Annotated in this window: 18 protein-coding genes; 4 read left to right on the forward strand and 14 right to left on the reverse strand. The window is 62.0% G+C overall.

Annotation, left to right across the window (positions count from 1 at the left end):
* Positions 1-11: 11 nt before the first annotated feature.
* Positions 12-647, reverse strand: a complete 636-nt coding sequence (locus AC1DLV_RS24315) for a TetR/AcrR family transcriptional regulator (protein ID WP_476802623.1) — start codon at positions 645-647, stop codon at positions 12-14.
* A 96-nt stretch (positions 648-743) separates the two neighbouring features.
* Here AC1DLV_RS24315 and AC1DLV_RS24320 point away from each other — a divergent pair, with 96 nt between their 5' ends.
* Positions 744-1,517, forward strand: coding sequence for an SDR family NAD(P)-dependent oxidoreductase (locus AC1DLV_RS24320; protein WP_476802624.1), 774 nt, complete (start codon positions 744-746; stop codon positions 1,515-1,517).
* A gap of 952 nt (positions 1,518-2,469) precedes the next feature.
* On the opposite strand, the gene AC1DLV_RS24325 is transcribed toward AC1DLV_RS24320, so the two are convergent.
* The gene (locus AC1DLV_RS24325) at positions 2,470-3,969 is read right to left on the reverse strand and encodes an NAD(P)H-hydrate dehydratase (RefSeq protein WP_476802625.1); all 1,500 of its coding nucleotides are present in this window, start codon (positions 3,967-3,969) and stop codon (positions 2,470-2,472) included.
* Between the two features lie 327 nt (positions 3,970-4,296).
* Here AC1DLV_RS24325 and AC1DLV_RS24330 point away from each other — a divergent pair, with 327 nt between their 5' ends.
* Together AC1DLV_RS24330 and glnA are read left to right on the forward strand one after the other, a co-directional pair.
* Positions 4,297-4,635 (forward strand): P-II family nitrogen regulator, encoded by a 339-nt coding sequence (locus AC1DLV_RS24330; protein ID WP_091913600.1) that lies wholly within the window; start codon positions 4,297-4,299, stop codon positions 4,633-4,635.
* 44 nt (positions 4,636-4,679) lie between these two features.
* Positions 4,680-6,089 carry a type I glutamate--ammonia ligase gene (glnA, locus tag AC1DLV_RS24335; RefSeq protein ID WP_476802626.1) on the forward strand — a complete coding sequence of 470 codons (1,410 nt, stop codon included), beginning with the start codon at positions 4,680-4,682 and terminating at the stop codon, positions 6,087-6,089.
* A gap of 147 nt (positions 6,090-6,236) precedes the next feature.
* Here the strand turns inward: glnA and AC1DLV_RS24340 are convergent, their stop codons facing one another.
* The 6 genes from AC1DLV_RS24340 to crcB all read right to left on the reverse strand — a co-directional run bounded on the left by AC1DLV_RS24340 (position 6,237) and on the right by crcB (position 11,413).
* Entirely contained in the window at positions 6,237-7,277 is a 1,041-nt protein-coding gene (locus tag AC1DLV_RS24340) for a glutamine synthetase beta-grasp domain-containing protein (RefSeq protein WP_476802627.1), read from the reverse strand.
* 211 nt (positions 7,278-7,488) lie between these two features.
* Positions 7,489-8,283: an ATP12 family chaperone protein gene (locus AC1DLV_RS24345; protein ID WP_476802628.1), complete on the reverse strand. Its 795-nt coding sequence runs from the start codon at positions 8,281-8,283 to the stop codon at positions 7,489-7,491.
* A 2-nt stretch (positions 8,284-8,285) separates the two neighbouring features.
* Positions 8,286-9,212 carry a DMT family transporter gene (locus tag AC1DLV_RS24350; protein ID WP_476836271.1) on the reverse strand — a complete coding sequence of 309 codons (927 nt, stop codon included), beginning with the start codon at positions 9,210-9,212 and terminating at the stop codon, positions 8,286-8,288.
* A gap of 118 nt (positions 9,213-9,330) precedes the next feature.
* A complete protein-coding gene (locus AC1DLV_RS24355; RefSeq protein WP_476802645.1) occupies positions 9,331-9,981 on the reverse strand; it encodes an HAD-IA family hydrolase in 651 nt (216 codons plus the stop codon).
* A gap of 35 nt (positions 9,982-10,016) precedes the next feature.
* Positions 10,017-11,000 (reverse strand): RluA family pseudouridine synthase, encoded by a 984-nt coding sequence (locus tag AC1DLV_RS24360; RefSeq protein ID WP_476802630.1) that lies wholly within the window; start codon positions 10,998-11,000, stop codon positions 10,017-10,019.
* 35 nt (positions 11,001-11,035) lie between these two features.
* Positions 11,036-11,413 (reverse strand): fluoride efflux transporter CrcB, encoded by a 378-nt coding sequence (crcB, locus tag AC1DLV_RS24365; protein ID WP_476787121.1) that lies wholly within the window; start codon positions 11,411-11,413, stop codon positions 11,036-11,038.
* 167 nt (positions 11,414-11,580) lie between these two features.
* On the opposite strand from crcB, the gene mazG reads away from it, so the two are divergent.
* Entirely contained in the window at positions 11,581-12,405 is an 825-nt protein-coding gene (gene mazG, locus AC1DLV_RS24370) for a nucleoside triphosphate pyrophosphohydrolase (RefSeq protein ID WP_476802631.1), read from the forward strand.
* Positions 12,406-12,411: 6 nt separating this feature from the next.
* Here mazG and hflX read toward each other — a convergent pair whose 3' ends face one another.
* The 6 genes from hflX to AC1DLV_RS24400 all read right to left on the reverse strand — a co-directional run bounded on the left by hflX (position 12,412) and on the right by AC1DLV_RS24400 (position 20,265).
* Positions 12,412-13,803 (reverse strand): GTPase HflX, encoded by a 1,392-nt coding sequence (gene hflX, locus AC1DLV_RS24375; protein WP_476836272.1) that lies wholly within the window; start codon positions 13,801-13,803, stop codon positions 12,412-12,414.
* On the reverse strand, positions 13,804-14,049 hold the full coding sequence (hfq, locus tag AC1DLV_RS24380) for an RNA chaperone Hfq (protein WP_006202172.1): 246 nt from the start codon (positions 14,047-14,049) through the stop codon (positions 13,804-13,806). It lies immediately after the preceding gene.
* A 139-nt stretch (positions 14,050-14,188) separates the two neighbouring features.
* Complete coding sequence (locus tag AC1DLV_RS24385) at positions 14,189-15,052, reverse strand: D-amino-acid transaminase (RefSeq protein ID WP_476802633.1); 864 nt, start codon at positions 15,050-15,052, stop codon at positions 14,189-14,191.
* 77 nt (positions 15,053-15,129) lie between these two features.
* Positions 15,130-16,506: a Trk system potassium transporter TrkA gene (gene trkA, locus AC1DLV_RS24390; RefSeq protein WP_476802634.1), complete on the reverse strand. Its 1,377-nt coding sequence runs from the start codon at positions 16,504-16,506 to the stop codon at positions 15,130-15,132.
* Positions 16,507-16,577: 71 nt separating this feature from the next.
* Positions 16,578-17,939 carry a nitrogen assimilation response regulator NtrX gene (gene ntrX, locus AC1DLV_RS24395; RefSeq protein ID WP_476802635.1) on the reverse strand — a complete coding sequence of 454 codons (1,362 nt, stop codon included), beginning with the start codon at positions 17,937-17,939 and terminating at the stop codon, positions 16,578-16,580.
* On the reverse strand, positions 17,929-20,265 hold the full coding sequence (locus AC1DLV_RS24400; RefSeq protein ID WP_476802636.1) for a sensor histidine kinase NtrY-like: 2,337 nt from the start codon (positions 20,263-20,265) through the stop codon (positions 17,929-17,931). Before AC1DLV_RS24400 ends, ntrX begins: the two co-directional genes overlap by 11 nt.
* Positions 20,266-20,296 lie beyond the last annotated feature (31 nt).

Genomic DNA, 20,296 nt, shown 5'->3' on the forward strand with positions numbered 1-20,296 from the left:
CTTTTGGGACTTCAGGCTACGGCATGTCTCCCGGAGCCTGAAGTCCCGGAAGTCAATCCATCCCAGGCGACCATCGCACCATTGGCGACCGCGAGCAGGGCTTCGCGCGAGGCGCCGTCCCGTGCTTGTACCGACATGCCCTGCTGGACGGCGAGATAGAACGCGGCAATCGCCTCGCAATCGACAGTCTCCGGCAATTCGCCCTGCTCCACCGCCAGTTTCAGCCGGCCGGCCAGGTCGCGCGCACTCGACATGCGCCGAGCGCTGAGATCGCGGAACACCTCGATATTGGTTTCGCTGACATTGAGCGCGCCGAGCACAATCAGGCAGCCCTTGGGATCGCCGGGTTCGCTGAAGGCCCTTGCCGAAGCACGCAGGAAATCCGCCACCGCCTCCCGGACAGTGCCCGGGCGATCGAAGGCGCCCCAGATGTCGCTCCCCTCCGTCGCACCATAGAGATCGACCGCCTCGCGGAACAGCGCTTCCTTGCAGCCAAAGGCGGCGTAAAGGCTGGGCGAATTGATGCCCATCGCCGTCTTCAGTTCCGACAGCGATGCGCCGTCATAACCCTTTTGCCAGAACACCCGCATCGCCTGGCGCAAGGCAGCATCGCGGTCAAAGCTGCGTGGCCGTCCTTTCTGGGACATCGAAAACCTTTCTGTTATGATCGGTACATAAAGACCTTGACCGCATTCGGCAAGGGTGCCATCTTTTTTGTATCGACCAATACAGAAAGATAGATCATGTCCTCCCATCGCGATACGACCGAACTCCCCCAGATCGAACTCCGGGGCAAGGTCGCACTGGTCACTGGCGGCAGCCGCGGCATCGGCGCGGCCATTGCGACGCGGCTCGCCGCCGCCGGCGCCGACGTCGCGCTGACTTATGTTCGTTCAGTTGAAAAGGCCGAAGCCATCGTCAGGAAGATCGAAGAGCTCGGCCGTCGCGCCATGGCGATCCAAGCCGACAATGCCGATGCGACAGCCGTTGAAGCTGCCGTCGCCAGGACCGTCCAGGCCTTCGGGCGTCTCGACATACTGGTCAACAGTGCCGGCATCTGGCACGCCGGAACCATTGACACGGTGACGCTGGAACAGCTTGATGAAACCATGGCCGTCAATTTCCGTGCGCCCTTCATCGCCTCGAAAGCAGCGGCAAGCGTCATGGCCGAAGGCGGCCGGATCATCTCCATCGGCAGCAATCTCGCCGATCGCGTGCCGTTCGAAGGCATCAGCCTCTATTCGGCCAGCAAGGCGGCACTGGTCGGGCTGACCAAGGGCCTGGCGCGCGATCTCGGGCCGCGCGGCATCACCGTCAATGTCGTCCACCCTGGCTCGACCGAGACCGACATGAACCCGGCCGAAGGTGATATCGCCGACTATCAGCGCAGCCTGATGGCCATCCCGCAATTCGGCTCGCCAAACGACATTGCCAGCCTGGTGGCATGGCTTGCCGGTCCGCAAAGCCGCTTCGTCACCGGTGCAGCCCTCACTATCGACGGCGGCACAAACGCCTGATCGATGAGCCCATTCCGCGCCCCGTACTTCGCGAGGCGTGGAGACGTGTTCCACGATCTGTTTCTTGGCTCCTGACTTTCACAGTATCATTCCTTCGCACCCCCCTCTGGCCCCTGTCGGCCATCTCCTCCACAAGGAGGGAGATTAGTCGCGTCACCGACAGCGTCCATCCTGCAAAGTTGCAGATTACCGGGCTGCGGATGGCAACGTTAGTGATTGGCCTGGGCGCCGATGACGGCGTGATCTCCCTCCTTGTGGGGGAGATGGCCGGCAGGGGCCAGAGGGGGGGGTGCGAAGGAATGAGACGGGGAAGGTTGGCTTCGTAAGGCACGGATTGTTGTCACCATCTGTCAGCAACCACCGTGGATAGCCGCCATCGCTTTTCCACGCCCTCTCCACCTGCCGTATCATCATCATCGCGATCTTCCACGGGACCCCGGTGCGCACCGGGCATCGGGGGGAAGCGCCGGTGCCGGGCTGGTGGGAGGTCGGTTCTCCCACTGGGTGATGAGCCCCCAAGCCCGGGCCTTGCGGCGGCTGGCGGTGAAAGCCGAGGCGACTGAGCGGGGCAAGAACACCGAGCGGGGCGCGAATGTCGCGCCACTAATCAATTATCGGAAGGCACGGCCTCGCGCCCCGCTTCCCGAACTGCCTCCCGCAAGGGAGTGCTCTTTGACAATGGCCAGGCGCAAAAGCGAGCGTGGCGGTGAAGAAGTGTGGCGCCAGCGCAGACGCCGTCATCCTGGAAACCGGAGCGAAGCGCAGGTTATCCGGGACCCATTGACTTGAAAATCGCCAAGCACGGCCGGGTCCTCGTCTTGGCGATCTTCAGGAACGGAATAGCGAAATCAGCGCCCGGCCGCGCCGGTCAATGGATCCCGGCTCTCGCGGCGCTCGGCCGGGATGACGGCCGCTAATGCGAAGTTCGATTCTCACCGCATCGCTTGCAGACCTACGCACTCAACTCCGCCAGCACCTCCCTTAGCGCCAGCGGCAGGTCTTCAGCAATCAACGCAGGCCCAAAACGGCGCGCTGCCTCGGCATGCATCCACACCGCAGCGCATGCGGCCTCGAAGGGTGGCATCGCCTGCGCCAGAAGTGCGGCAACGATGCCTGACAGCACGTCGCCCGAGCCGGCGGTCGCCAGAAGCGGCGTGCCGTTGGTATTGATCGCCGCCCGCCCGTCTGGGGCGGCAATCACCGTGTCCGGGCCCTTGTATATGATGGTCGCATGGGCGCGTTTTGCAGCCGCCCGCGCCCGCTCCAGCTTGGACAGCTTGCCGTCTGCTGCAATATCGGGAAACAAGCGGCCGAACTCACCGTGATGCGGCGTCAGCACAAGGCTCGGTGCATTTAGCCGTTTCGCCGCCTCAAAGAAGGCCGCGCGCTGATGTGACAGCGAGGTGATGCCGTCGGCATCGAGCACCAGCGCGCCAAACCGCCCCTCGGCAACTGACATCAGTTCAAGCGCGAAGCGGCCGACCTCCGGCTCGGGGCCAAGGCCGGGGCCGTAGACCAGGACCTCGGGCTTGCGCGCACCGAGAAAAGCCAAGGCAGCGGCGAGCGTGTCGGAACGCCGGAGAATGATCGACGTCAGGTGGGCAGCGTTGGCGGCCAATGCTGTGCCCGGCGACAAAACCGTGACCGCACCGGCGCCAGCGCGTGCCGCAGCCATTGCCGACAGGCGCGCGGCACCCGTTGCCGACGGGCCGCCTGAGAAGACGCCGACATGGCCGCGGCTGTATTTGTGGGCATCGTTGGCGGGTGTGGGAAACAGATGTTGCCACCGTGCCGGATTGTTTTCGAAACAGCGCGTGCCTGTGGTCGCAATGGTGGTGTCAGAGATGCCGATGTCGGCGACACTGATTTCGCCACAAGACGACCGGCCGGGAAACAGCAGGTGCCCTGGCTTCTTGCGCGCGAAGGTCACGGTCACGGTGGCCGTGAACGCGCCGCCCAGGACCTCGCCCGACGCCCCCGACACGCCTGATGGCAGATCGACCGCAACGACAGGCGCGCCCGCTTCGGTCGTCCGCTCGATCGCCGCCAGCACATCAGCCGTCAGCGCTTTGGACAGCCCCGCACCGTAGAGCGCATCGACCACCACTGAGCCGGCCTCGGGTGCGAACGCCGCAAGAGGCCGAACAGCGACCGGGCATTCGGCGGCAGCAAGTGCCGCATCGCTGCCGACGCGCGGGCTGGCGGTTGCAAAAAGCATGACATCGACGCCGCTTTTGGCAAGCAGGCGCGCAACGACATAACCGTCGCCGCCATTGTTGCCCGGCCCGCACAACACATGAACCGGACAAGCCCCCGGAAATCGGGAGAGAATGAGAGCTGCGATGGCAGCCCCTGCCCGCCGCATCAGGCCAATGCCATCCACCGGCCCGGCAGCGATCGTCACCCGGTCGGCTTCGGCCATCTCGCTTGGGGTCAGAAGTTCAAACGCCATGGCGGCCATCCCGGATCTTTTCTGAGAGCTGCTTGAGAGTTAGCACGCCGCCGCATCCCACCCAAACGGCAATGAGCATGGCTCACGCTGTGCAAATCATGAGCATTTTGCTGCTTTTTTGTGCAGACGAGCGGCGTGCGAAGCGATGAAATTTTGTGCGCATCTCGACCTGCCGGCTGAAATCGGGTCCAATCGCTGCGTCTTCGGCTGCCAACTGGGCAAACCGAACAAAGTCATCGCAGCCACTCGACTTGGCACGCTTCGTGCTTGAAAGATGCGCGAGTGGGTGCATCACCCCTGAGTTACGGCATCGGAGGCCATATTCGCATGAAAAAGATCGAAGCGATCATCAAGCCGTTCAAGCTCGACGAAGTGAAGGAAGCGCTTCAGGAAGCCGGCCTGCAAGGCATCACGGTCACCGAAGCCAAGGGTTTTGGCCGCCAGAAGGGCCATACCGAGCTTTATCGCGGCGCCGAATACGTCGTCGACTTTCTGCCCAAGGTGAAGATCGAAGTCGTGCTCGGCGACGAATCGGTGGAAGCCGCCATCGAAGCGATTCGCAAGGCGGCCCAGACCGGCCGCATCGGCGACGGCAAGATTTTTGTCTCCAACATCGAGGAAGTCGTGCGCATCCGCACCGGCGAGACCGGCATCGACGCCATCTGACCTCGCATCAGTTCATTCTCATCTAAACGTCACAGGGAAACATTATGACGACAGCCAAAGACATCATGAAGCAGATCAAGGACAACGACGTTAAGTTCGTTGACCTGCGCTTCACCGATCCGAAGGGCAAGCTCCATCACGTCACCATGGACATCGCCGAAGTCGAAGAAGAGATGTTCGCCGACGGCGTCATGTTCGACGGTTCGTCGATCATCGGCTGGAAGGCCATCAACGAGTCCGACATGGTGCTGATGCCCGACATGGACACGGTCCACATGGACCCGTTCTTCGCCCAGTCGACCATGGTCATTTTGTGCGACATTCTCGACCCGGTTTCGGGCGAGGCTTACAACCGCGATCCGCGCGGCATCGCCAAGAAGGCCGAAGCCTACCTCAAGGCCGAAGGCATCGGCGACACCATCTTCGTTGGCCCGGAAGCCGAATTCTTCGTCTTCGACGACGTCAAGTACAAGGCCGACCCCTACAACACCAGCTTCAAGCTCGATTCGACCGAACTGCCGTCCAACGACGACACCGACTACGAGACCGGCAATCTCGGCCACCGCCCGCGCGTCAAGGGCGGCTATTTCCCGGTGCCGCCGATCGACAGCTGCCAGGACATGCGCTCGGAGATGCTGACCGTTCTGTCCGAGATGGGCGTGCGCGTCGAAAAGCATCACCACGAGGTGGCGGCTGCCCAGCACGAGCTCGGCATCAAGTTCGATACTCTCGTCCGCAACGCCGACAAGATGCTGATCTACAAGTATGTCGTGCACCAGGTCGCCAATGCCTACGGCAAGACGGCCACCTTCATGCCGAAGCCGATTTTCGGCGACAATGGCTCGGGCATGCACGTCCATATGTCGATCTGGAAGAACGGCAAGCCGACCTTTGCCGGCAACGAATATGCCGGGCTTTCGGAAAGCTGCCTCTACTTCATCGGCGGCGTCATCAAGCACGCCAAGGCGATCAACGCCTTTACCAACCCGCTGACCAACTCCTACAAGCGTTTGGTGCCAGGATATGAGGCTCCCGTGCTGCTCGCCTATTCCGCGCGCAACCGTTCGGCCTCGTGTCGCATTCCGTTCGGCAACTCGCCGAAGGCCAAGCGCGTCGAGGTCCGCTTCCCCGATCCAGGCGCAAACCCCTATCTTTGCTTTGCTGCGCTTCTGATGGCCGGCCTCGACGGTATCAAGAACAAGATCCACCCCGGCCAGCCGATGGACAAGGATCTCTATGACTTGCCGGCCAAGGAGCTGAAGAAGATCCCGACCGTTTGCGGCAGCTTGCGCGAAGCGCTCCAGAGCCTCGACAAGGACCGCGGCTTCCTCAAGGCCGGCGGCGTCTTCGACGACGACCAGATCGACTCGTTCATCGAAGTGAAGATGGCCGAGGTCATGCGCCTCGAAATGACCCCGCACCCGGTCGAATACGACATGTATTATTCTGTGTAAGCACCTGATATCATGACGACAAAAGCCCCGGAGCAATCCGGGGCTTTTTGTTTGCGCAGAAGTCTGGGCTTCGCCCGGCGAACCTCCAAGCAAACAAAAAACCCGGGGTCGCCCCCGGGTTTTTCTTTAGTGCCTGCCTGAAAGCGCTTACGCAGCCGCCTTTTTCTCGAAGCTTGTTGGTACCTCTGCGATCGTCTTCAGGATCTGCGAGGCGATCTGGTAGGGGTCGCCCTGCGAGTTCGGGCGGCGATCTTCGAGATAGCCGCGATAGTCGTCACGGACAAAGCTATGCGGCACGCGCACCGATGCGCCGCGGTCGGCGACGCCCCAGGTGAAGACGTCGATCGACGCCGTCTCGTGCTTGCCGGTCAGGCGCAGATGATTGTCAGGCCCGTAGACCGCGATGTGATCGGCACGGGCATCGGCGAATGCCGCCATCAGCGCTTCGAAATAGGCCTTGCCGCCCTTCTCGCGCATATAGGTGGTCGAGAAATTGGCGTGCATGCCCGAGCCGTTCCAGTCGGTGTCGCCCAGCGGCTTGCAGTGATATTCGATGTCGATGCCGTATTTTTCGGTCAGGCGCTGCAGCAGGTAACGAGCAAGCCACATCTCGTCGGCGGCCCTCTTCGAGCCCTTGCCGAAAATCTGGAATTCCCACTGGCCCTTGGCCACTTCGGCATTGATGCCTTCGTGGTTGATGCCGGCGGCGAGGCAGAGGTCGAGATGTTCCTCGACGATCTGGCGCGCGATGTTACCAACGGCCTGATAGCCGACGCCGGTGTAGTACAGGCCCTGCGGCGCCGGGAACCCGGTTTCGGGGAAGCCAAGCGGACGGCCGTCCTTGTAGAAGAAATATTCCTGCTCGAAACCGAACCAGGCGCCGTCGTCCTCAAGCACGGTGGCGCGGGTGTTCGACGCATGCGGCGTGACGCCATCCGGCATCATGACTTCGCACATGACCAGCACGCCATTGATGCGCGCCGGGTCGGGATACACGGCAACCGGCTTCAGGACACAGTCCGAGCTCTTGCCTTCCGCCTGCATGGTCGAGCTGCCGTCAAATCCCCAATAGGGAAGCTGCTCCAGCTTGGGGAATTCGGCATATTCCTTGACCTGCGTCTTCCCGCGAAGATTGGCCACGGGAGTATATCCGTCCAGCCAAATATACTCGAGCTTGTACTTCGTCATGCTAACCTCTCAGTGTCGTGCCTGTCTGCCATTGGCGGCGTTTGTCGAGGTAAGAGATGCAAGCCTCGTGCCAATTGAAAATCCCCGCATCCGCGCCTGAAGTCGAAGGCGTAGAAAACGGGGATGTTCAAAAAATAGGCAGATTAAGACAGCGGCGCTGACATTCTGCACAAGAGCTGGGCGGCGGCTTGCCGAGTGCTCGGCGAGCGTGTCAGTCGGCCTTCAGCGCCTCAAGCAGCGCCACCGCCGACAGCATGTCGCGCTTGCGGTTGGCGCGGCGGGCGACGGCTTCGGAATCCTGACCCCAATGCTCGATCTGCCAATCCTCGTCGACATGGGCGGCAGTCCAGGCTTCTTCGGCGCTGATTTCACCCATCTCCACTGCCAGCGCCAAAAGGGCTGAGCCGGTCAAAGTGGTCATCAGGTGCAGTGCCGCCAGGCGCATCGGCTCGGCGCGCTGCGACAGGTGAACGCCGAGGGCTGCGATCGCCGTGCGCGGCTGCTCGACATGCATGACGCCTTCGCCCACGAGGAAATGCGCGCCGAGCGACGCCCGCGCCCAATCGATGATCGGATCCCATGCCTCGGCCTGCCGCTCGACAAGCCGTTCCGGGTGATCAGCGCGATAGCAAAGCAGGTCGGACGACGAAAAGCGCAAGATATCCTCGAGCACAGCCTGCGGGTCGGTGGCGACACCGTCGATGGCCGTATTGACCAGGCGCAGGACCGGCATGGTGAAGGGGTCGATGGTCTCGACCTGGACTGCGAACTCGTCGGCGACTAGCTGTGCCGCGGCTGCGGTCGGCAGGGCAAGCAACGCCCTGCCCGGCGTGCGCACGGTCTTGCCATCGAGTTGAACGGCATGGCCTTCGTCCACAGCCGCAACCGAGGCCGTTTCATAGAAACGCTTGGGCAGTTGCTTGCGCAACGTGCTTTGCGCACGGCGGATCGGGTCGGGATCGGACAAGCCGTCGCTGGTTTCGAGGTCGCTCAGAATGTCTCGCATCTTTACTCCGCTGCCGGCGCGCTTTTCCGCGACGGCCGATTTACGATCATCAGCCCGGCCACGATCAGGCCGAGCGCCAGAAAAATGTTCAAGGTCAACGGCTCGCCGAGCACCAGCCAGCCGCATATCACGCTGAAAGCCGGCGACAGAAAGGCAAAGCTGGAAAGGCCCGCCGCAGGATAGCGCCGCATCAGCCAGAACCAGAGAATATAGGTAAACGCAACGACATAAACAGCCTGAAACAGCAGCGCCCCGGTGGCGACGGCCGAGACATCGCGGATCGCTGGACCGGCAAGCGATACCAGCGGCATCGCCATGAGCGCGGACACGACCAGCTGATAGAGCAGCACTTTTTCGGCACCGGCGCTCGACAGCTTCGAGCCCTTGATCACCAAAGTCGTCAATGCCCAAAGCAACCCGGCCATCAGGCTCAACAGGTCGCCGACCAGCGTCGATGAACCTGTCGCGCCGAGCTTGTCGGAAAAGACCACCGCTACACCGCCGAAAGCCAGAAGCAGGCCGAGAAATTTCTGCATCGACATCCGCTCGCCAAGCCAGAAATGCGCGCCGATCAGGATCCAGAACGGCATCGTGTTGACCAAAAGCGAGTTGCGCGCGACCGTTGTGTATTCGAGGCTGACGAAAACCAGGATGAACTCGGCGCCGAATAGCAGGCCGGCAGCGATGCCGGCCCACAATGTACCGTCCCTGCTAAACAGTGGAACCCGGCGATAAAGGCACCACAGGAACACCAAGACGCAGCCGATGCCCGAGCGCGCCACGTTGAGGAAAATCGGATTATAGCCGGTCGTGGCGAGTTTGGCCGCGACGCCGTTCATGCCCCACGACATCGTCAGCAAAAGCATGAACGCGACAGCAGCCGCATCGATGCTGTCGCGACGATCCAATGGCTGCGTTGTGGCTGTCATGAATTTCTCCACGCTCGCCGAGCGCGATCCAGATAATCGAATGCCGGCGTGATCTTGCATTGAGCGGCGCAAGACAGGCGGCAACATAAAGCAGGACGCCGCCCAGCAACTGGTCCAGCTAGTCGATAAGAGTAAGCAGCTCGCTTGGCGTGGTCAGCACGGCATGCGCGCCAGTGGCAAACAGGCCGTCGCGGTGGTGGTAACCCCAGGAAACGCCGATTGCCTGTGCACCCGCACTCCTCGCCATCTGCATGTCATAGATGGCGTCGCCGATCACATAGGTCGAATCCGGATCGATGCCGGTTTCGGCACAGCATTCCAGCACCATCGCCGGATGCGGCTTGGATGGGCAATCGTCGGCGGTGCGAATGGTCACGAAATGCCGCTCGAAACCGTAGGTTTCCAGAACCCTTTGCACGCCCCGGCGCGACTTGCCGGTGACCATGCCAATCAGCACGTCGTCGCGCTTGGCCAGCGTTTCGATCAGCTCGGCAATGCCATCATAAAGTGGCTCTTGGAAGGTCGGCAGATGGCGCGAAGCGATGAAATGCTCCTTGTAGCGCTCGGCGAGGCGACCGCATTCTGCGTCAAGCGGGCGGTCGAGCAAGGTCGCGATGGCGAGGTCGAGCGTCAGCCCGATGATGCTCTTGGTCGCTTCGGTTGTCGGCTCCGGCAGGCCGGCCTCGCGAAAGGTCGTCACCATGGAGGCGTGGATGATGTCGGCGCTGTCGACCAGCGTTCCGTCGCAATCGAACAAGACGAGCTTCAGCGAAATGGATGTGCCGTCACCCAACGAGATTGCCGTCACGCCGGCTCCCCGCTTTCGTCGTCGAAGCCGATCAGGTTCCAGCTCTGGCGCATATGCGGCGGCATTGGAGCCGTGACGTCGATGACACCCTTGTCGGGATGCGGGATGACGATGCGGCGCGCATGGAGATGCAGCTTGTTCTGCAGACCACCTGGGAACTCCCAGTTGGTGTCGTGTTCGAAATATTTGGGATCGCCGATGATCGGGCAGCCAATATAGGCGGCATGTACGCGCAGTTGGTGCGTGCGGCCGGTGTAAGGCTCCATTTCCAGCCAGGTCATGGTCTGGGCCGCCTGCTCGAGCACACGGTAATATGTAACCGCATGGTCAGCGCCCTTTTCGCCATGCTTGGCGACGCGCATGCGGTCGCCGTCGGGCGTCTGTTCCTTGATCAGCCAGGTCGAGATCTTGTCTTCGCGCTTGGGCGGCGCGCCCTTGACCAGCGCCCAATAGGTCTTCTTGGTTTCGCGTGCGCGGAAGGCTTCGGCGAGTTTCATCGCCGCCAGACGCGTACGCGCCACGACCAGCACGCCCGACGTGTCGCGATCGAGGCGGTGCACCAGGCGCGGCTTCTCGCCCTTCTTGCTGCGCCAGGCCTCAAGCATGTCGTCGAGATGGCGCACGATGCCTGAGCCGCCCTGTACGGCAAGGCCAGCAGGCTTGTTGAACACGAAGACCTTGGGGTCTTCGTAGATCAGCATCTGCGCCAGCACATCGCCATCGTCCTGATCGCGCATGGTGCGGGCGGTCAGCGGGCCGCTGTTCTTCTTGTCGACCTCAAGCGGCGGGATGCGGATCGTCTGGCCGGGCTCGACACGCGTGTCGGCCTTGACCCGGCCGCCATCGACCCGGATCTGGCCCGAGCGCAGCAGTTTTTGCAGGTGGCCGAAGCCGAGCCCCGGGAAATGGGACTTGAACCAGCGGTCGAGCCTCATGCCCGTTTCGCCGGCTTCCACCGTGATCTGTTCAACGCCAGCCATTTTTCAATCGTCCTTTTCGAAGCGGCCCAATAGCATCAGCCGACGCTTCTTGCGAGCCACATTCCCAAGAACAGCGCCAGAATGGCGCATATGACGCTGGCAAACGCATAACCAAAGGCTGGAAGCGTCGATCCACGCTCCCACAGAGTGGCAAAATCCAGTGAAAATGCCGAAAAAGTCGTAAAGCCGCCGAGGATGCCGGTGGCGACGAAAAGCCTGAGTTCGTTCGACGTGCCATACCGGCGCGCAAGGAAGCCGACGAACAAGCCCATGGCGAAGGAGCCGACGATGTTGATCGCCATCGTGCCCCATGGAAAATTCGGTCCGGCAAGGCGCAGCGCGACAAGATTGGCGAGATGGCGCAGCGAAGCACCGATGGCACCGCCGATTGCAACGAGAGTGAGATGAAGCATGGGATTTCCTGCCTGCGGCGAAAGGCCGGTCAATAGATGAAGCGTAGCCTTGGCGCCCCCAATGGGCCAGCAGGCCGGGCTTGCGGGACCAAAACAACATGTGGACAAGCGCGAGGCTCGCGAAGCCCCTGTTGGGTCGATGGCTGCCGGGCTATAGCATTCCGGTCATGCAACCTTCCAAAGACATCTCCCGCCTGATCGAGATCATGGCCGCCCTGCGTGAGCCGGAAACCGGCTGCCCGTGGGACATCGAGCAGAATTTCGCGACCATCGCGCCCTACACCATTGAGGAAGCTTACGAGGTAGCCGACGCCATCTCCCGCAACGATATCGATCACTTGCGCGAGGAATTGGGCGACCTGCTGCTGCAGGTGGTCTACCACGCTCAGATGGCGGAGGAGGCCGGCGAATTTGGCTTCGGCGACGTGGTGCAGGCCATCACCACCAAGATGATCCGGCGGCATCCGCACGTCTTTGGCGACGCCAAGGCGCGTGAGGCGCGCTCGGCCAAGGGCATGTGGGAAAAGATCAAGGCGGAGGAAAAGGCTGAGAAGCGCGCGGCACGGCTCGCCCGCGGGCTGGATCCCGAAGATCACGGCCATGGCTTTTTGGACAGTGTGCCAGTCGCGCTGCCAGCACTTACCCGTGCGTTGAAACTGCAGGAAAAGGCTGCACGCGTCGGTTTCGACTGGGGCGAAGCCGCACCCATCCTCGACAAGATCGAAGAAGAGATCGGCGAGCTTCGCGAGGCGATGGCCAAGGGCGATCAGGCTGCGGTCAAGGACGAATTCGGCGACATGCTGTTTGCGCTGGTCAATCTTGGCCGGCACCTGGAACTCGACTCTGAGGCTGCCCTTGCCGGAACCAACGACAAGTTCCGCAAGCGCTTCCACTACATCGAACAGGCGCTCGACGAAGCCGGCAGCAGTCTTGAAGCTGCCACCCTGGACGAGATGGAAGCGCTGTGGCAGCAGGCCAAGACAGCCAAGTAAGCCGTCTTAGCCTTTGTTTTTTCGCGATATTTTGCTGGCGATCTCGTCGCGCGCGGAGGCGGTGGCCTTGAGTGTCATCGACACGCTGCCATCGTCATTATCGGTGCGCGAAACCACATCGCCGTTGCGGTAGAGCCAGTCGATCTGCCCGAGCTGGCTGGGTTCAAGCGTAACCTCGATCGACTCAAGTTCGCCCGAAACGCGTTGCTCGATCAGGCTGGTGAGGGTTGGAATGCCCTCGCCCGTGATGGCGGAAATCGCGATCGGCGGCGTCTTGCGGCCGTCGGCACTGTCGGAAAGCAGCCGTTCGCGATTGCCTTCGTCGAGCTGATCGATCTTGTTCCAGACCTCAACGACACGATCGGTGTCCGCCGCATCGACGCCGAGATCGGACAGGATGCGCTCGACATCGTTGGCTTGGGCGGCGGTGTCGGGGTCGGAGATGTCTCGCAAATGGATCACCAGATCCGCCTCGATGACCTCTTCGAGCGTCGCGCGGAAAGCAGCGATCAGATGCGTCGGCAGGTCGGAGATGAAACCGACGGTGTCGGACAGGATGATCGGTGTGCCATGCGGCAGACGCACCCGGCGCAAGGTCGGATCGAGCGTCGCAAACAGCATGTTCTCGGCCAGGACGCTGGCACCGGTCAGGTGGTTGAACAAAGTCGATTTGCCGGCGTTGGTGTAGCCAACGATGGCGACGACCGGGAACGGCACCTTGCGGCGCTTGGCGCGGTGCAGGTCGCGTGTGCGAACCACCGTCTCCAGCTCGCGCTTGAGCTTGATGATCTTTTCCTGCAGCGCGCGCCTGTCGGATTCGATCTGCGTTTCGCCGGGGCCGCCGAGGAAGCCCGCGCCACCGCGCTGGCGCTCAAGGTGGGTCCAGCTGCGGACCAGCCGGCCCTTCTGGTAGTTGAGATGGGCAAGCTCGACCTGCAGCGTGCCTTCCTTGGTGCGTGCGCGCCGGCCGAAGATCTCAAGGATCAGCCCGGTGCGGTCGAGCACCTTGGCGTTCATCTCTTTTTCAAGATTGCGCTGCTGCACGGGCGTCAGCGGATGATCGACAATGACCAGCTCCGCGCCGCGTTCCTTTACGATCGCGGCAAATTCCTCGACTTTGCCGCTGCCCAGCAATGTCGCCGGACGCGGGTCGTTGAGTGTGACGATCGCTGTGTGAACGGGTTCCAAATCGATGGCGCGGGTCAGTCCGACGGCCTCGTCGTGACGAGCCTCGGCCGAACGTTGCAGCCGCGGACGCGCGCTGTCGTCGTCACCCTTGGGCTGGCGCGTGAGCACCGGCACGATGACGATAGCGCGAGTGGGGGCGTTGTCGCCCCCTACCGATTCGGGTCCATTGCTGTCACCGGCCTTGGTGCCGGCGTGCTTGTCGCGTGCCAATCAGGCGCCCTGGCTTTCCTCGCCATCGAACATCTGAACCGGCTGGCTCGGCATGATCGTGGAGATGGCATGCTTGTAGACGAGCTGCGAATGCCCGTCACGGCGCAACAAAACACAGAAATTGTCGAAGGAGGTCACAACTCCGGTCAATTTCACGCCGTTAATGAGGAAAATGGTGAGTGGGTTTTTGCTCTTGCGAACTGAATTCAGGAACAGGTCCTGAAGATTCTGCGATCGTTCCGCCATTGTTTTTTTCTTTCGCCGATCCCTGTCTGCTGCCAATGCGCCAAATTACTGGGCTCATGTCAAGCGAGCAAACACCCCCTTGCCACAACGGGCGGCAAGCTGAACGAGATGAATTTAACCATTTACGCCCAAGCGGTTATCAGGCTTGGATTTTTTCCGCAACGTCAAAAAAGGCTTCCCGAAGGGAAAGGGCCACCGATCCTGGGTGCCCATTGGCGACCGGCTGGCCGTCAATCTCAACGATCGGCATGATCACGGTGGTCGCTGCCGAGATGAAGGCCTCACGAGCCGATTTGGCTTCATCGACGGTGAAACCGCGTTCCTCGATCTTCAAGCCGAGCTTGTCGGCGACCGCAAACAACGTGGTGCGGGTGATACCGCGCAGGATGCCGCTGTCGGCCGGACGGGTGACCAGGCGGCCATCCTTGGTAACGATCCAGGCGTTGGTTGCGGCACCTTCAGTGACCTTGCCGTCGGCATCGACGAACCACGCCTCCTGGGCGCCTGCATCCTTGGCCTGCTGGCGTGCCAGCACATTGGGCAGCAGCCCGACAGATTTGATGTCGACGCGGTCCCAGCGGTTTTCAGGCACGGTGATCACCTTGATACCAGTGCTCGCCCGCTTGGCGGCCGCTGCCGGATCGGTTCGCTTTGCGGTGACCACCAGTGCTGGACGCGTACCATTGGCCGGGAAGATGTGGTCGCGGGGTGCAACACCGCGCGTCACCTGCAGATAGACCATGCCATTGTGGACGCGATTGCGGGCAATGACTTCGCGCATGATGTGCACGAGAACGGCGCGGTTGACCGGCTGGTCGATCCTGAGTTCTGAAAGCGAGCGGTCGAGCCGGTTGAGGTGCCCCACGCTATCGACGATGAAGCCGCGTGCCACTTCGCAGACCTCGTAGACGCCGTCGGCGAATTGGTAGCCGCGGTCCTCGATATGCACAAAAGCGTCCGAATGGGCGACGTAGCGCCCGTTGACATAGGCAATGCGCGGCATGGTTTTCGTACCCTCGAGATTTTACGGCGTTCTAGACGATTTGCGCCGTGCGGCAATGTGCAAATGGCTGGTCCAGATCAGAAGAATTCGAGGCTGACCCTGAACATCTGCTCGACCTGCTTGACCGCCTTGTCGAGTGCGAAAATGACGACCCGGTCCTTGGGCCTGATCTTCACCGAACCGCTCGGCTTGACCACATGGCCGTCGCGATAAATCGCGCCGATGCGCATGCCGTCGGGCAACTCCAGATCACGCAGCAGCGTGCCGACCAAAGGCGAGGTTTCGAGCGCTTCGGCCTCGATGATTTCGGCAGCCCCACGCTGGATCGAATGCACCTGCCTGATTCGACCGCGCCGCACGTGCTGGAGCACGCGCGAAATGGTGACGGCACTTGGATTGACGTGTGCGTCGATGCCGAGCGGCTTGGTCAGGTCGTGGTAGGACGGATTGTTGATGAGCGCGAGGTTGCCTTTGCAGCCGAGACGCTTGGCCATGACGCTGGACAGGATGTTGACCTGGTCGTTGTTGGTCAGCGCGACCATCAGGTCGGCATCCTGGATGTCTGCTTCCATCAAGAGCTTCTGGTCGAGCGCGCTGCCGTTGAGCACCACTGTGCGGCGCAACTCGTCGGCGACCTTGACCGCCCTCTCCCGGTTCGCCTCGATAATCTTGATCTTGGTGCGGCTCTGGCGCTGTTCAAGCGTGCGGGCGACGAACAGGCCGATATTGCCACCGCCGGCGATGACGATGCGTGTCGCCTCCTGCTCCTCATGCCCAAACAGCCCAAGCGTGCGGCGCACCTGGTCCTTGGTCGTCACGACATAGGCGAGATCGCCCGCCACCAGCTGGTCGGCCGAATGCGGGATGAAAAGCCGGTCGCTGCGCGTGATGCCGACCACTGTCGACGGCAGATCGGGAAACAGTTCGCTGAGCTGTGCCAGCGGCGTGTTGATGACAGGGCAATCTTCCAGGCACTCGATCGCCACCATGATGATGTGGTTTTCGGCAAATCGGACCACGTCGGTGGCGCCGGGCAGCGAGATGCGCCGAAGCACCATCTCGCCGACCTCAAGCTCGGGCGAAATGATCACGTCGATGGGCAGATGGTCGCGCGAAAACAGGTCCTGGTAGTGCGGCTGGAGGTAGGATTGCGAGCGGATGCGCGCGACCTTCATCGGAACGTTGAACAGCGCATGCGCGACCTCGCAGGCGACGATGTTGACCTCGTCGAAAAGCGTCACCGCGATGATCATGTCGGCGTTCTGCGCGCCGGCCGCCTCCAGCACCTCCGGATGCGAGCCGTGGCCGACAAAACCACGCACATCGAGCTGATCGCGCACCGAATGGATCAGTTCAGGCGCCGTATCGATGATCGAAACGTCGTTCTTTTCCGCAGCCAACCGTTCGGCGATACCGTAGCCGACCTGCCCCGCCCCACAGATGATCACGCGCATGTGGGACGTCTATCCTGTCTGGCTGGCACGGTCATGTCTTGGCGCGAAATCCGCGGCTCAGCGATCATGCTCTAGACGCCAAGCGACTTGAGTTTGCGGTGAAGGGCCGATCGCTCCATGCCGATGAACTCTGCCGTCTTCGAGATATTGCCGCCGAAGCGGTTGATCTGGGCGATGAGGTATTCCTTCTCGAACATCTCGCGTGCTTCGCGGAGCGGCAGCGCCATGATGTGCTGGTCAGACTGGTTGGGCGCGCGTGGCATGACGTCGCCAATCTCTGACGGCAGCAGGTCGGCGGTGATCGGCTGCTCGGGATTGTCGCTGCGCGCAAGGATCAACAGCCGCTCGACATTGTTGCGCAGCTGGCGAACGTTGCCCGGCCAGTTGTGGGCCTGAAGCACGGCCAGTGCGTCGTCGCCGATGCGGCGTGGCTTGATGCCGGCCTGCTTGGCCATCTGCTTCATAAAATTGTCGACGAGATAAGGAATGTCTTCCCGGCGCTCGGCGAGCCCCGGCACCATCACCGGCACGACAGCAAGGCGATGGTAGAGGTCCTCGCGGAAGCGACCCTCGGCGATCATCGCCTCCAGGTTCTGTGCGGTCGACGAGATGATGCGCACGTCGACCTTGACCCGCTTGGTGCCGCCGACGCGCTCGAATTGCTGTTCGACCAGAACGCGCAGGATCTTGTTTTGCGTCTCGCGCGGCATGTCGGCGATTTCGTCGAGGTAAAGGATGCCCTGATGGGCCTCTTCCAGGGCGCCGACCTTGCGCTCACCACCGTTTGATTCGGTGCCGAACAGCTCGATCTCCATGCGTTCGGGCGTGATGGTCGCAGCGTTGAGCGCAACGAACGGGCCGGTCTTGCGTGACGACAAAGCGTGGATGGCGCGTGCCGCCATCTCCTTGCCGGAACCCGACGGACCGATGATCATGATGCGGCTGTTGGTCGGCGCGACCCGATCGATGGTTTGACGCAGCTGGCTCATCGCCGACGACATGCCGATCAGGTCGTGCGTTTCGCCGCTGCGCATCTTGAGGTCGGAAACCTCGCGCTTGAGCTTCGAGGTTTCGAGCGCGCGCTCGGCGATCAGGATCAGCCGGTCGGCCTTGAACGGCTTTTCGATGAAATCGTAAGCGCCACGCCGGATCGCCGAGACCGCGGTCTCGATGTTGCCGTGGCCCGAGATCATCACGACGGGCAGGCTGGGGTGCAAGGTTTTGATCTCGTCGAGCAATGCCAGCCCGTCGAGCCGCGACCCCTGCAGCCAGATGTCGAGGAAAACCAGGCGCGGCGCACGGTCCGCAATTGCGGCAAGCGCGCTGTCGGCGTCGAACGCCGTGCGGGTTTCATGGCCCTCGTCACTCAGGATGCCCGCGACCAGTTCGCGGATGTCTTCCTCGTCGTCAACGATGAGAATATCAGATGCCATTTCTGACCTTTTCGTTTTCTCTGACCTGCACTGTGTCCCCGGCCCCCTTGGGTGCCGCAGCCTCTTCGGCTGTCGCAGGCAGGATCATGCTGATCATCGCGCCGCGCCCGCCGTGGAAATCGGCTGGTGCGTCGTGAAGTTCCAATCTTCCGCCGTGGTCCTCGACAATCTTCTTGACGATAGCGAGGCCGAGGCCCGTGCCCTTCTCGCGGGTCGTCATATAGGGCTCGAGAAGCCGTTGGCGATTTTCGCGCGGCAGGCCCTTGCCGTTGTCGATGACATCGATCCGGATCGAGTTGCCGTCCCGGCGTGCTCGGATTCTTATGACACCGGGTTCGCCGGTCTGGCGTTCTGCCGCCTCGATCGCCTCGGCAGCATTCTTGATGACATTGCCGAAGGCCTGGGCCATCAGGCGGCTGTCGAAGGTTCCCTTGAGCGGACCGGCTGTGATGTCGCGTTCGAAGGCGATGTCGGCACGGCTGACCTCGACAAGGAATGAGGCCTCGCGCAGCGGCTCGCGAATGTCGGTTACCTTCATTTCCGGCTTCGGCATGCGCGCAAAGGCGGAGAATTCGTCGACCATACGGCCGATGTCGCCGACCTGGCGGATAATCGTCTCGGTGCACTGGTCGAAGACCTCGCGGTCCTCGGTGATCACCTTGCCGTAGCGGCGGCGGAGACGCTCGGCCGACAGCTGGATCGGGGTCAGCGGGTTCTTGATCTCATGGGCGATGCGCCTGGCGACATCCGCCCAGGCCGAGGTGCGCTGCGCAGTGACAAGATCGGTGATGTCGTCGATGGTGACGACATAAGACTTGTCGCCGACTTCACTCTCGCCTTCCTCGACCGTCACCTGGACGTTGAAGGTACGCTCGGCGCCGGCGCGATAAAAGGTCACCTGCTCGCGATAGACGGCGCGGCCTGATTTGCGGCCGATTTCGAAGACACGGCCGACATGCGGCAGCAGGATCGACAGGTTCTGGCCGAGCGACTCGGACGCCGAGATCGCCAGCATCTCCTCGGCCGACGGATTGACGATGGTGATACTGCCATAGGGATCGACGCCGATGACGCCTGCGGTCACGCCCGAAAGCACGGCCTCCGAAAAGCGTCGCCGCTCGTCGATGACGTCCTTGGCGGTCAGGATTTCGTTACGCTGCGACTTGAGCTCGAGCAGCATGTTGTTGAACGTGTCGCTGAGCGCGCCGACATCGCCATCCGATTGGCGCACAGGCACCGAAACGTCGAGATTGCCGGTCGCCACCTCGTCCGCGGCGCCGATAAGCTGGCGGATCGGCCGCACAAGGCGGTCGGCAACCGCGATGCCGGTCCAGATCGCCGACAAGACCACGATCAGCGTCAGGCCGAGATAAAGCAGCGCAAAGGCAATTTGCGTCGTGCGCCGGTTAGCGCCGAGGTCGCGATATTCATCTGTGTTGGCGGTAACGATCTGGCGTGCCCTGATCACATCAGGATCGACCAGCCTGATCGTGTAGAGGTAGAGCCCTTCGATCTCGCGCAGCTTGACGATGGCGCCGACGATATTGCGCGTCCTTGGATCGATCAGCACCGGCTTGCCGTCGGCGGCAGCTGCCACCGCCGCTTGCGGCGGCTCGGGCATGGCAAAGTCAGCGCCCGTCTTGGCGCTCATGACAAACGAACCGTCGGGCCTGATCAGCGCTGCGTGGGCGAGTGCACGCAATTGCGCCTGCCTGCCCATGAAATCGAGGAAGCCGCTGCGGTCGAGGCCGTAGAGCGCGCGCGCATTGTCGAGGTCGTTGGCCATCGACAATGTCGTGCTCTGCAGGTTTCGCGCGTTTTCCTGGACATAGCCTTCGGCGATCGACAGCGAGGAATTGATGATGGTCCTGGTCCTGATCTCGAACCAGCGGTCGAGGCCGATATCCAGCGTGATCGACGCAACGATGGCAACCAGCAATGCCGGCAATGCCGCCACCAGCGCAAACATGGTGACGATGCGTACATGCAGCCGCGAGGCCGCCTTGCCATGCCGGCGCGCCATGGCGATGCGCTGGATTTCGACGACGATCAGTCCGATGAGGATCAGGACGAACACCGCGTTGATGCCGATCAGCACAAGTGTCGTCGTCGAATCAGGCGTGATCGGCGTGACACCGATGAGGATGGCGAACGAGACCGCAGCCGAAACCAACGCGGCGGCGATTGCCACCACGCCCGGAAGCGCAAGAAGGCGACGACCTTCCTGCCGGCCCCGTTCGGGAAAGAGCGTTTCGTTCTGAGGTTGTGCCTGGCTCGCCATGCTGCCGTGTAGAGACATTGATTGCGGCGCATCTATGCAACGCATTGTGGCGATTATGCAACATTTTCGACGCAAG

It is taken from the genome of Aminobacter sp. 01T433 (assembly GCF_056398585.1).

Coding starts and splice junctions, on each gene's coding strand:
- hfq (WP_006202172.1), bottom strand. CDS start 14,049: ATGGCGGAACGATCGCAGAATCTTCAGGACCTGTTCCTGAATTCAGTT.
- ntrX (WP_476802635.1), bottom strand. CDS start 17,939: ATGGCATCTGATATTCTCATCGTTGACGACGAGGAAGACATCCGCGAA.
- mazG (WP_476802631.1), top strand. CDS start 11,581: ATGCAACCTTCCAAAGACATCTCCCGCCTGATCGAGATCATGGCCGCC.
- AC1DLV_RS24320 (WP_476802624.1), top strand. CDS start 744: ATGTCCTCCCATCGCGATACGACCGAACTCCCCCAGATCGAACTCCGG.
- AC1DLV_RS24340 (WP_476802627.1), bottom strand. CDS start 7,277: ATGACGAAGTACAAGCTCGAGTATATTTGGCTGGACGGATATACTCCC.
- AC1DLV_RS24315 (WP_476802623.1), bottom strand. CDS start 647: ATGTCCCAGAAAGGACGGCCACGCAGCTTTGACCGCGATGCTGCCTTG.
- AC1DLV_RS24325 (WP_476802625.1), bottom strand. CDS start 3,969: ATGGCGTTTGAACTTCTGACCCCAAGCGAGATGGCCGAAGCCGACCGG.
- AC1DLV_RS24385 (WP_476802633.1), bottom strand. CDS start 15,052: ATGCCGCGCATTGCCTATGTCAACGGGCGCTACGTCGCCCATTCGGAC.
- AC1DLV_RS24350 (WP_476836271.1), bottom strand. CDS start 9,212: ATGACAGCCACAACGCAGCCATTGGATCGTCGCGACAGCATCGATGCG.
- AC1DLV_RS24345 (WP_476802628.1), bottom strand. CDS start 8,283: ATGCGAGACATTCTGAGCGACCTCGAAACCAGCGACGGCTTGTCCGAT.
- trkA (WP_476802634.1), bottom strand. CDS start 16,506: ATGCGCGTGATCATCTGTGGGGCGGGGCAGGTCGGCTACGGTATCGCC.
- crcB (WP_476787121.1), bottom strand. CDS start 11,413: ATGCTTCATCTCACTCTCGTTGCAATCGGCGGTGCCATCGGTGCTTCG.
- AC1DLV_RS24400 (WP_476802636.1), bottom strand. CDS start 20,265: ATGCGTTGCATAGATGCGCCGCAATCAATGTCTCTACACGGCAGCATG.
- AC1DLV_RS24330 (WP_091913600.1), top strand. CDS start 4,297: ATGAAAAAGATCGAAGCGATCATCAAGCCGTTCAAGCTCGACGAAGTG.
- AC1DLV_RS24360 (WP_476802630.1), bottom strand. CDS start 11,000: ATGGCTGGCGTTGAACAGATCACGGTGGAAGCCGGCGAAACGGGCATG.
- glnA (WP_476802626.1), top strand. CDS start 4,680: ATGACGACAGCCAAAGACATCATGAAGCAGATCAAGGACAACGACGTT.